9 protein-coding genes are annotated in these 12,601 nt (G+C 30.8%); 8 read left to right on the top strand and 1 reads right to left on the bottom strand.

Features of this window, described 5'->3' with window-relative positions; translation table 11 throughout:
• The first annotated feature begins 15 nt into the window (after positions 1-15).
• The 8 genes from ABRY23_06085 to ABRY23_06120 all read left to right on the top strand — a co-directional run bounded on the left by ABRY23_06085 (position 16) and on the right by ABRY23_06120 (position 11,938).
• On the top strand, positions 16-654 hold the full coding sequence (locus ABRY23_06085) for a DsbA family protein (protein ID MFA3782620.1): 639 nt from the start codon (positions 16-18) through the stop codon (positions 652-654).
• A gap of 278 nt (positions 655-932) precedes the next feature.
• The gene (locus tag ABRY23_06090) at positions 933-4,265 is read left to right on the top strand and encodes an efflux RND transporter permease subunit (GenBank protein ID MFA3782621.1); all 3,333 of its coding nucleotides are present in this window, start codon (positions 933-935) and stop codon (positions 4,263-4,265) included.
• Between the two features lie 21 nt (positions 4,266-4,286).
• On the top strand, positions 4,287-5,495 hold the full coding sequence (locus tag ABRY23_06095; protein MFA3782622.1) for an efflux RND transporter periplasmic adaptor subunit: 1,209 nt from the start codon (positions 4,287-4,289) through the stop codon (positions 5,493-5,495).
• 335 nt (positions 5,496-5,830) lie between these two features.
• On the top strand, positions 5,831-8,986 hold the full coding sequence (locus ABRY23_06100) for an efflux RND transporter permease subunit (GenBank protein ID MFA3782623.1): 3,156 nt from the start codon (positions 5,831-5,833) through the stop codon (positions 8,984-8,986).
• A 213-nt stretch (positions 8,987-9,199) separates the two neighbouring features.
• Positions 9,200-10,264, top strand: coding sequence for a 23S rRNA (adenine(2503)-C(2))-methyltransferase RlmN (gene rlmN / locus ABRY23_06105; GenBank protein ID MFA3782624.1), 1,065 nt, complete (start codon positions 9,200-9,202; stop codon positions 10,262-10,264).
• A gap of 75 nt (positions 10,265-10,339) precedes the next feature.
• Positions 10,340-10,747, top strand: coding sequence for a hypothetical protein (locus tag ABRY23_06110; protein ID MFA3782625.1), 408 nt, complete (start codon positions 10,340-10,342; stop codon positions 10,745-10,747).
• Positions 10,748-11,057: 310 nt separating this feature from the next.
• Positions 11,058-11,384 carry a multidrug efflux SMR transporter gene (locus ABRY23_06115; protein MFA3782626.1) on the top strand — a complete coding sequence of 109 codons (327 nt, stop codon included), beginning with the start codon at positions 11,058-11,060 and terminating at the stop codon, positions 11,382-11,384.
• Between the two features lie 2 nt (positions 11,385-11,386).
• Positions 11,387-11,938 carry an RNA methyltransferase gene (locus ABRY23_06120; GenBank protein MFA3782627.1) on the top strand — a complete coding sequence of 184 codons (552 nt, stop codon included), beginning with the start codon at positions 11,387-11,389 and terminating at the stop codon, positions 11,936-11,938.
• Here ABRY23_06120 and ABRY23_06125 read toward each other — a convergent pair.
• Positions 11,927-12,583, bottom strand: a complete 657-nt coding sequence (locus ABRY23_06125) for a helix-turn-helix domain-containing protein (GenBank protein MFA3782628.1) — start codon at positions 12,581-12,583, stop codon at positions 11,927-11,929. The two genes, ABRY23_06120 and ABRY23_06125, sit on opposite strands and share 12 nt — an antisense overlap.
• Positions 12,584-12,601: the final 18 nt, after the last annotated feature.

Raw genomic sequence — 12,601 nt, forward strand, 5'->3', positions numbered from 1 at the left:
GAATGGTAAAAAGATATGAAAATTAAAATTGACAATATTTTTACGGGCATTCTGGTAATATGCGCTTTGATTGTAACTTTTTTGTTATTAAAGAAAGAATTTTTTACTAATGAACGTACCACGAATGTAAGCAATATTGCTAATTGGCAGAAACTTATTACTTATGATAAGAAAATAGGCACCAGCAGTTCCAAAGTTTATTTAATTGAGTTCTTTGATTATGAATGCCCATATTGCAATACTTTAGAAGCAACTTTAGATACAATACGATTGAAGTATAACAATAAAATTAAAATCATTCGCTATCACTTTCCATTAAGCATTCATCCCTTGGCTTACCGAGCAGCAGTAGCTTCTGAATGTGCAAGTATGCAAGGGTACTTTGATAAGTATCATAAAGAGCTTATGAGAAATCAATACAAATTGAACAGTATCAACTTTACCGAGCTTGCCAAGCAAATCGGCATTAAAGATATTGGAAAGTTTCAAAAATGTATTGATTATGAGGAAACCGCTGATGTAATTGCAAAGGATGTCAGTATTGCAAAGGAGTATAAAATAACTGGAACTCCCACTTTAATAATCAATAATAAAATGATTTCAGGTGTTGCTGATTCTAAAGTAATAGAAAAAATAATAGAAGAGTTCTTGTAATTCATTAGAGTATGTAAAAAAAATTCTGTAAATGGATTTTTTTATAGAGAGAACATTTAGTAATTGCTTTTTAATAATGACAGATAAATTGGCTGAAAATCAGTTGAATTAAAATAAGGGGTATGGTTTTCGTTAGTATTTATTGCTTTCTATGTATTCATATTTGTATCCTGGAATAAGCTGCCAGAGTGTTTTTTAGATAACTTTTTAGCTTTTGCATTTAATTTAATATTATTATAAATTGAATTGTTATCAGTTGAAAAAAGGAATTTATTTCATTGCCACTGAGCTCAACAAGTATCCGTCACCCAGTCTCTGTAGTAATGCTTTATGTAAGCATTACGTTATTGGGGATTTTTGCATTGAGCCAGCTCGGTATAGATTTGCTGCCGAATGTAAATGTTCCACACTTGGTTGTTCAAACAACTTATCCTAATGCATCTGCTGAAGAAGTAGAAAAACAAATTACAGAACCTCTTGAAGCTGCTGCTTCAACAGTAGCCGGTGTAAAAAAGGTAACATCGGTATCTAAAGAAGGTATTTCCGTTATCTCAATTGATTTTGTGTGGGGTACAAATATTAAGTTTGCTGTTCTTTCTCTACGTGAAAAATTAGATAACATGAGCTTTGCATTACCAAAAGAAGCTGGTCGACCAACTATTATCCGTGTTGACCCATCATCTTCACCAATAATGAGTTTAGTCTTAGCACCTTCTAATTCTTCTAATGATAAATTTTTTTCAAATGCTGCCTATCCGCTTTCTGATATTGAGTATGTAGACCATTCATCAGACTATAGTCAAATAAAACGTTTAATAGATTTGAAAGAAGCAGCAAGAGTTATATTTAAAAGAAGATTTGAACAAATAGAAGGTGTGGCACAAGCAGTAGTAACCGGCGGTTTAGAAAGAGAAATCCTTGTTCAAGTTGACCCTCAAAAACTTTATGCTTTTAATCTTACTTACGATGATTTAAATAATGCACTCAAATCATCTAATCTTAATCTTCCCGCAGGTTCTATAATGAAAGGATTGTTTAAGTATTCGCTGCGCACAATAGGTGAATTTAGAACTATAGACGATATTGAAAATACAATTGTCCGCAAAAATAATGACCATACAGTGATTTTGTTAAAAGACGTTGCAGCAATTACAGAAAATTTTAAAGAAAGAGAAGGTTTAACCCGTTTTAATGGTAACGAAGCTGTTGGAATTTTAATTTATAAACAGGCTGATGCAAATACTGTGTCAATAGCGCGAGAAGTTAAAAAAACAATAGCTTCTCTAAATAAAAATTACCCAGACTATAAACTTTTTGTCGTTTCTGACCAATCGGGATTTATCGAGCAAGCAATTTCTAATGTTAAACAGGAAATATTTTATGGTGGTATATTAGCTGTATTAGTCCTTTTCTTTTTCCTTGGTAATCTTCGCAATATTCTTATTATAGGCATTACAATTCCATCTTCTCTTGTTATTACAGTGCTTCTTTTGTATTTGTTTGATATTAATTTCAATATAATTTCTCTTGGCGGAATTGCAGTTGGTGTTGGAATGCTTTTAGATAATGCTATTATTGTAATTGAAAATGTAGTTCGCTATAAAGAACTTGGTTTTAGTAATCGTCTTGCTGCTATTAAAGGAACAAATGAAGTTGCGATGCCTATAGTGGCTTCTACTCTCACTACTATTGCTGTTTTTCTGCCTTTGATATTCGTACGAGGTATTGCTGGAGAGTTGTTTAAGGACCAATCCTATGCAATTGCTTTTTCTCTAACGGCTTCAATTGTAACAGCATTAACTCTTATTCCAATGTTGGCTTCGCGTGATAATTTCCAGTTAATCAAAAATCCCTCAAAATATTCTTCTTCTTATTTGTATATAGATAAACCTATAAAAGCTTCTTTTTTCAAGAAAGTCTCTTTCTTTATTAAACTACCCTTTATTATAATTTTCAGGTCGTTTGTTTACATATTTGTTCAACTCTATCTTTTTTTAGGGAAAGTATTAACTCAAAAACTAAGCATTTTCTTTCAGATAGTTGAACGATTTTTAAAAGCAACTTTAATTTATTATGAAAAACTGTTGGAATGGGCGCTTAATAATAAAAAGAAAGTCTTGCTAATTACTGCATTTCTGTTGGTTCTTACAGTAGCAGCATTTAACGAAATGAAAAAAGAATTTATTCCTGCTGGCGCTCAAGATGAATTTATTGTTGAAATTGATTACCCAAATGGTACTTCTCTTAAAGGCAATGCTTTATTGACCTCTAAGATTGAACATTCAATTTTATCCGTTCCTAATGTAGATGCTGTAATTTCAAATATTGGCAGAGTTAATGAATTTGATTTTCTGAATAAAGAACAAATAGATGTTAATAAAACCAACTTAATTGTAAAAATAAATTCTTATGAGGATTATTACGCAGTTAAAGAAGCATTAAGAAAAATATTCAGTAATCTTAAAGGTATTAAATACTCGTTTAAAGATGTTAAAACAACATATTCTACTGTTATTAATCCTTCTGATAATGATATCGTAATCAAAATTAAAAATAAAGATCTCGATAAAGCTTATTCAAAAGCTGAATTAATTATCGACAGAATTAAAAAAGCAAATATAGATGGACTAAAGGAAGTTAGACTTGGTATTCAAAAAGCTACACCCGAATACTCAATAACTATTGACCGAGAGAAATGTTTGGCTTATGGACTTAATATTGATGAAGTAGCAAATCAAATTGTAAATATTGCTAAAGGAAATATACCCGTCTATTTCTCAAGTTTTGATCAAAAAATTGGGATTAATGTGAAATCTACTGAGGACAATCGTTCTAATATTGAATCGATACTAAATAATTATGTGCAGAGTGAGAATAAAAAAATAAAAATTGGTGATTTGGTCAATTACAGCTTTGGATACAACTACAGCGAAATTTGGAGAGAAGAACAATCGAGAACAAGTTTAATTTATGCGTCTATTAGCGGAGTTGATTTAGATAAAACTATTGACAAAATCAATAAAGTTATCTCACAGCTGCCCAAAAATAACAATGAAATAATAACTATTGGCGGTACAAACGAAGAAATTCACAGCGCTTTTTCAGCTCTTTATATTGCACTTGTTATTTCTGTTTTGCTAATGTATATGGTTCTAGCTTCTGAATTCGAATCCTTTCTCTTCCCGTTCGTAATTTTGTTCTCAATTCCACTTGGACTTATCGGCAGTATTTTGCTCCTTTATATTTTCGGCGAAAGCATAAGTATTATTTCAATTATGGGATTAATTATTTTAGTTGGTATTGCTGATAACGATGCTGTTGTTAAAGTAGAATTTATTATTCGAAAAAGAGAAGAGGGACTTTCTCTTCATGATGCAATAATTCAAGCTGGGCAAGACCGCTTTAGACCAATAGTAATGAATACTTTTACAGTTGTTTTTGGATTAATACCAATGATGATTGGCATCGGTGCAGCTACACAATTACGTGTTTCTTTGTCTTTAGCAGTTGTGGGTGGACTTATTTCTTCTACATTCTTAACTTTAATTATTATCCCAGTCCTTTACTCATATTTTGAAAAATACTCAAAGAAAAAATTTTTGAACAAATAACCTTAAAAAAAGAGTAATAGAATGAAAATAAAATCATGGCTGCCAATTGTAATTGTTGCTATTGTCCTTTTAGCTATTGCATTTTTATTATTCCCATCAAGTTCAGCTCAAAATACATCGACAGATGATGTAAATGTAAATTACAATAAACTTGATGAGGTTGTCTTTGATGTAAAAACTGAAAAGGTTAGAAAAGGCAATTTGTCTCTTTACATCAATACAAGCGGATTAATTCGTGCTGCGGAGGAACTTGAAATTACTTCTAACATAAATGGCGTTATAAACACTATTAATGTTTACGAGGGAAAGTCAGTTAAAAAAGGTGATTTGCTCATTGGTTTCGACGACAGAGAATATGAAATTGCATTGAACGAAACAAAAGTAAAAGTAACTGATGCAAAGGTAGAGTTTGGGTTTTTAACTAAAGATTATCCTGTAGATTCAACGGTTAATCCTAAAGCAAAAGAAATTGAAGACCAAATTGCAAAGCTGGAAAACGATTACAAACTAGGAAAAATCGATGAAAAAAAATACAACGAAAAGAAAGACGAACTCGACATGAAATTAATTTTTACAGGCGCTAAGAGAGAAGAAGTTATTCTTAATAAAAGTGGACTTACAAGCGCTATCAATGCATACAAAAGAGCTAAATTGAATTATGAGTACACAAAAGTCTTGGCACCATTTAATGGTGTAGTAGGAGACTTTAATTTGGTAGTAGGACAAAGAATTGCCGTAGGTCAAAAACTTCTTAAACTGTTTGATGTTTCTTCATTAAGAGTTGAAGTAGGTGTGCTTGAAAGTGATGTAACAAAAATTTCTGTTGGTAAAAAAGCAAGAATTACTATTCCCTCTTCAGAAAAGGAATTTTTAGGAAATGTTGTTAATGTTAGTCCTTATATTGACCCTAACACAAAAACCTGTAAAGTGGTAGTAAAAATTGATAATCCTGAGAATATTTTAAAACCAGGCATGTTTGCAAATGTTTTGATTGAAACCAACACGCTTAAAGATAGAATTTTAATCCCTAAAAAAGCATTATTAGTGCGAGATAAACGAAATCTTGTATTCACCGTTGAAAATAACCTTGCTAAATGGAAGTATGTAGAAATTGGCGAACAAAACGATAATTTTATTGAAATTAAAGAAGGGCTTAAAGAAAACGAAGACGTTATAGTAGAAGGGCAATACACTTTGGCACACGATGCAAAGGTAAGAGTAATAAATTAAAAAATGTTGTATAAAAAGTAATTTTAAAATAAATCACGGATAACACAGATTACATGTGGATTTGCCAGACTGCAATGAAGATGAAATTGAATGTATAGAATTAATGGAAAAATTATTAAACCATTTTTAAATAAAAGAAATAAAATTAAATTTTAGTTTACCTGCTGTAGCAAGTTTGGGAATATTTGTCCGTGTAAATCCGTGTTTATCTGTGTTATCCGTGTTCTATAAGCGCATGAGGCAACAAGTGGATAGAGATAGTTACACGGGTACTCACAAAATAATTAATTGAGAAATCACATTCAGACAATTTACATGAGTAATTTTTTATCACCATGAAAAAAGTATTCTACACGTTTCTTACACGACCGGTAACAACCACAATGTTTTTTTTCAGCGTGGTTGTTGTTGGTATAGTTTCAATTTTCAACTTGCCTGTAGAACTTACACCACATGTTGAATACCCGCGATTAACAGTTTCGGTGTTTTGGCCCGGTGTTTCACCGGAAGCAGTTGAAGCATATTTAACTTCACCAATTGAAGCTGAATTAGCGACTCTTAATGGACTAAAAAAAATCTCTTCTACATCTTCACAAGGATATTCTACGGTAACAATTGAATTTCACCCTTCTGCTGATATAAACTTCGCTCGTGTTCAAATAAATGAAAAACTTTCTTCGTTAAAAAAAAGTTTGCCAGATGGCATTAGTTCACCGAGCATCTCACAATATATTCCAAAAGATTTTGAAAATCTTGGTGGCTTTTTAACATATTCAATTTCTGCTAATAGGTCGGCTAACGAGGTCAGAAAATATTTATTAGATAATGTTGTGCTGAAATTGAAAAATATTGACGGTGTTTCTAATGTTGAAGTAAAAGGAGGTTCAGAACGACTCATTGAAATAATTATAGATTACAATAAGGCTAAATCTCTTGATATTAATAACGAAGAAATTAACACTGCCGTCTTAGAAACTCAAAAAATACTTTTGGCTGGTAAAATTGAGAGTAATAACAGTAACATCTTCTTAAAAATTGATAACCATATAACTCAACCATCAACAATAGGGGAGCAAGTTGTTAAAAAACTTCCAGACGGAAGTTCAATAAGAATCAAAGATATTGCTACAATCATAGATGATTATGATGAACCATTAAGTTATTACAGAATCAATGGTAAAGAAACTGTCACTTTAATTATTGACAAGGAACTTGGTGCTAATACTTTATCGGTGGCAAAATTAGTAAAAGAAAAAATAAATGATTTAGCAAAATCTTTCCCTGCAGATTTCAATATAATAAAAGAGATTGACCGAAGCGAAGATATTAGCAAGGATCTTAATGAATTATATAAGGACAGCATTTTTTCGTTGATTATTATACTAGTTATCATTTTTCTACTCTTTAAAAACCTACGTTTTGCGTTTATCATAATTTTATCCATCTTGTTTTCTCTTTTAGCTTCTTTTGCTTTATTTTATTTGTTTAATCTTACTCTTAACATAATCACTATCTCTTGTTTTGTTATTGGTTTTGGATTTATTGTCGATAATTCAATTGTTGTTATCGATTATCTTGATAAGCACTATGATGGACGAGGGGAAAAGTATCTGACTATTCTTGTTAAAGATATGTTTTTGCCATTATTGACATCTACAACTACAATTATTGCAGTTTTTCTCCCTTTAATCTTTTTAACTGGAGAATTGCAGCTGTATTTTAAGCAGTTTGCTTTGGGAATAGGCTTTACACTTTTTGCCTCATTGTTGGTTTCTTTTGTCGTTGTTCCGATGTTGTTTTTAAAAACGTATAAAGCAAATAAAAATATTATCTCTCAAAATACAAAGGAAAATATCTTACTTAAAATCTATTATACAATAGCAGAGCAGGTAATCAAAAGAAAAAAATTGTGTTTGTTATTCTTGATTCTTGTAATTGGGTTGCCTGTTTGGCTGCTTCCATCAAGAATTGATGTGCCAATTATAGGCAGCGTTTACAACTTTATTTTTGATTCAGAGGAATATCATGATATAAAACCTTACATAAATTATTCACTTGGTGGCGTACTAAATCTTTTCTTTAATCATGTCTCAAGAGGTGAATTATGGAATTATGGTGAAACTACTTACATTTATGTTCGTCTCGAACTGCCTAACGGTAATAGAATTGAAAGAATAAATAAGCTTTCCAGAGAGCTTGAGAACGAAATCTTAGAGTATAAGAAAAATTTTAAGACTCTTACTGCTAATGTAATAAATGAAGAAACAGCAATCTTAAATATAGAATTCACTCCAGAACAAGCGAATTCAGCCTTTCCATATATTCTCAAAAATTATATTACTGCTTATATAACACGACTTGGAGGCGTGGATTCATATGTATATGGTTTTGGTCCTGGTTTTTCAAATACATCAGGCGGGTATTCCAGCATGTATAATGTTGAAGTGAAAGGATATAATTATGAAAAAGTTAAATCACTGGCAGAAAACTTTAGAGACAAGATAAAAATAAATCCCAGAATAGATAACGTTGATATTGATAAAACTCGCACATTTTGGGCAAAGGATACATATGAAATACAAGGCAATATCCAACGAGATAAACTTGCCGCTTTTGGTGTTGATGTTAATGATTTGTTTTCAATAATTGCTAAAAATACCGCAGGCAATTTTAGTTACAATGTATTTAGAATCGACAATGAAGCTGTGCAGTACAGAGTAAAATTTTCTAACTATAGCAATATTCAGTTGGAAGAATTAAAAAACCTTATTGTTACTGAAGGCGAAAGAGAAAAATTGAAAGTTAAAGACCTAATTAATTTTCAAGAAAAAAAAGTTTTGTCCTCCATTAATCGAGTTGATCAGCAATATGTACGTTATATCAGTTTTGAGTACAAGGGACCTTATAAATACGGAAAAAACTTTATGGAGCAATCAATTGCTTCGATTAACATACCCGAAGGATATTCTATTAAGCCTTTAGACTTTTTATTTCTTTTTTCTGAAGAAGATGAAATAGATATTTGGAAAATTTTAGGTGCTGCTGTAATTGTGATATTTATTGTAACTTCTATTTTTTTAGAGTCTTTTAAGAAACCTTTGGTAATCATCTTGGCAATACCTTATGCAATAGTTGGGGCAATTCTTCTTTTTTGGTTGACTGATAGTAATATTGATAGAGGAGCTTATGCCGGTATGTTGTTGTTGGTAGGTTTATCAGTTTCTAATTCTGTTGTATTAGTAAATTACTTTTCTAAATATTCTCAGCATCAGAATATAAACTTAATTCAACTTGTTAAAGTACGCCTTCGGGCTATTACATCTACAGCGTTGACGACTTTTGGTGCTCTCATTCCTTTTATGTTAACGAAATCCGAAACATTTTGGAAGCACTTAAGTATTAGCATTGCTGGCGGTATTATAGTATCTTATTTTTTTATTATATTATTTTTACCACTAATTTATTCCATTATAATAAAAGAAAAAAAATAGTCTGCAGTCTAAATTTGTTGTTCCAAAGTATCCTGCCCCAAATAATCTTTTAGTTAGTTCTTTTGGGGATTTCTATCTTGAACTATTATTTTTTTCTACAAACATTGCTTGCAAGAAAAAGATATAGAAAAATAACAATTTGAAATTAGCTTCACGTTATATTCCTATGTTTTACTATAAATCTTATTTTTGTGTTAAGTCTTAGGATAAACTATGAAATTGACCGAAAAGAAAACACAATTAAAAGGATTAACCCTGTCTGATCTAAGAGACTTTTTCTCTTCTTTAGGAGAGCCTAAGTTTAGAGGTGACCAGGTTTTTAATTGGATTTACAACCATTTGGCAGATAATTTTAATGAAATGAAGAATTTACCCGCCACACTTCGCAGCAAGCTTAACGAAATTTGTACTTTAAATTCATTAGAACTATTAACAACACAGAAATCTAATCAAACTAACACGCAAAAGTTTTTATTTTTAACTACAGACAAAAATAAAATTGAAGCAGTCTTAATACCTGAAAAAGATAGAAACACACTTTGTATTTCTACACAAGTTGGATGCCCTTTGGACTGTAAATTTTGCGCAACGGGTCTAATGGGCTATAAACGGAATTTATCCGCTGCAGAAATTATTGACCAATATTTATTTGCAGCTAAAAATTTTGGCAAAGAAAATATTACTAACATTGTTTACATGGGAATGGGTGAGCCATTACTAAATTTTAACAGCACATTAAATAGCATTTCAATTTTTACAAATCAATTGAACAAAGGGATAAGCAGAAATAGAATTACAATTTCTACTGCCGGCATTCCTAATAAAATAAAAGAATTAGCTGACAGCGGTTACAGAGTAAAACTTGCTTTTTCTTTGCATTCTGCATTTGACAGCATCAGAAATAAAATAATGCCTATAAACAAAAAGTACCCGCTTAGTGAAAATATCGAGGCATTAAAGTATTATGCAAAAAAAACAAATACACGAATCACTTTTGAATATACTATGCTGAAAAAAATTAATGATACCGAAGCTGACATTAGACAGCTTACGAAATTATGCCGACAGCTACCATCTAAAATCAATATAATACCTTTTAACAGTATAGAACATATGAATCCTTCAGGTATTTCTGCTGAACTAAAGACAACAGAAATTGAAAAAATTTATTCCTTTGCTGATAAGTTAAGGAATAACAATATAACTGTTATGATACGCGATACACAGGGTAACGATATTGCCGCTGCATGCGGACAGCTTGCAATTAAATTTAAATAGCTGCGATAATTGAAATCAAAGTAAATATTAATTCTATCTGTGAATTTTTTACACAAAAAATGAAAGGGGTTAGTCATGAAATATTACAAATATATCAACACAATTTTATTCATTACACTTTTCTCATTTATATCATGTAATAAAAATGAAGAAATTGTTGATAATAATACTACAAAGAACGAGGTATCGGCTGATATAAGCAATAATTCATTTAATTTCACTGCTAATACAACTAATTATCAGTATGATGAGAGTTACGATGTTATTTTTCAAAAAGATTCAATTCAAGTGACTATCACTGTATCATCATTTCAAACGGGTTCGTTAGACATTAGTGTATATTCAAAAAATACTGAAATATTTAGTAAGCAGGTACAAAGCCAAATTAATTTTCAGACTATCATTAGAGGTCTGCCGGATAAAATAAATATAAAGCTGAACGATTTTAGTGGCATAGCAGTAATAAATATTAAGACCATATAAAGTAGAAATTGTCAAATCATATTCATGATATTTTTTCATTAGGTTTTTATGCAGTGTAAAGTCAATGTCAAATTCAAGATGGAGATGGGTTACTTTAGTTCAGTTAAAAGAATCAGTACATATTAATACTGTTTAATTAAAAAGAGTAAAAAGAATTTGCAACTTTTGTCTAATATTTTTTCTTTTCTTTGGTTAAAAATTTATAAGAGTTAGAGAAAATACATTGCCTATATAAGAGAAATAATTCAACTACTGATTTTTCTTTAATGATTGCTTTAACGATAAATCTATAAATAAATGGGGTAAAAATTTGTCTTGGTTATATATATTTATTGCATCCATTTTCGAAATTACTTGGGCAGTCGGCTTAAAGTACAGTCAAGGATTCACTCAAATTAGAGCTTCAATTTTAACTGTTGTTAGTATGATATTAACTTATGTTTTTCTTGCATTTGGGGTAAAAAATCTTCCAATTGGAACTGCATATGCAGTTTGGACTGGCTTAGGTATAATTGGCACGTCAATATATGGAATGATTTACTTTGATGAGCCTAAGGATATATTACGTATTTTATTTATACTTTTAATTTTTATTGGAGTTATAGGTTTGCATCTTACAACCAAATCAAATCCATAAGTATGAAAAAATTATCTCATGAAGAAATTTCAAAAAAAAGGAGTACTTTAGAAACAGTTCATAAAGTAAAGAGACTGCCGGTTTATGTTATATTGAACAGCATCAGGAGTGCATATAATGTTGGTTCAATTTTTAGAACTTCCGATGGAGCAATGATAGAAAAACTGTATTTATGCGGATACACGCCTCACCCGCCTCAAAAAGAAGTATTAAAAACAGCACTTGGGTCGCAAGAAAGTGTTGAATGGGAATATGTAAACGACCCCAAAGAAGTAATTACTTTTCTTAAAGTAAAGGGAGTAAAAATTTGTGCTTTAGAATTAACAGACAAAAGTCAACTTTACTATAAATTAACAAAAGAAGTTTTTCCGGTGTGTTTAATTGTGGGCAACGAAATAAATGGTGTTTCACAAGACTTACTTGAACTTTGTGATTTTTCAATCGAGATTCCGCAGTATGGAATTAAACAATCATTAAATGTTGCTGTAGCTTATGGCATTGCTATTTTTGACTTGAGGCGTATATACGATGATAATCAAAACTCAACTGGCTAAAGTAAAATATTCAGTTCCATTTTCATTTACATGAATCATTAACAAATTAGCCCGTACTAAGTTAATAAGTGTGCGGGATGCTCTTCTTAATGAAATATTGGCAGTGTTACTAAGGTCTTTAACTGTTATATGCTCGTTCTTTTCTAAAAAATCAAAAACAGCTTTTTCATTTTTCCCTATACTGTATTTTTTTAATGGTACTCCTTCTTTTTGCGATTGCATTAACTTAATCATTTCTTTACCTGCAAGAACGCTCTTATCCTTTACTCTAATATAAACAGCTGCAGTGTTCAGATTAAGGGTAGGCAGATAATCCTGTATTCTATGGGGTTTATTTTTAGATTCTGGAATATCAATTAACAAGACTTCTTTTCTTTTTATTTCGAATAATGTTACAGAATAATTTATTGGAGGGACGCAGTATTTTTCAGCAGTTTCTTTAATTAACTCTATATCACTTTTTTCACTTTCAATACCGAAGATTGATTTATCATCATCAACGCCTAAAAGTATAACTCCTCCGCAAGTATTTGCAAAGGCAATCATTTCTTTTGCAAATTTTTCATACGATGGAAATCGTTGCTTGAACTCTACTTTTAATCCCTCGCCTTGTTTGATTAATTCAAGAGCTTGTTCGTGTGTCATTTTTGCTAATTGTTAGAT

The sequence above is a fragment of the Melioribacteraceae bacterium 4301-Me genome, from assembly GCA_041538185.1.
Taxonomy (GTDB): domain Bacteria; phylum Bacteroidota; class Ignavibacteria; order Ignavibacteriales; family Melioribacteraceae; genus Pyranulibacter; species Pyranulibacter aquaticus.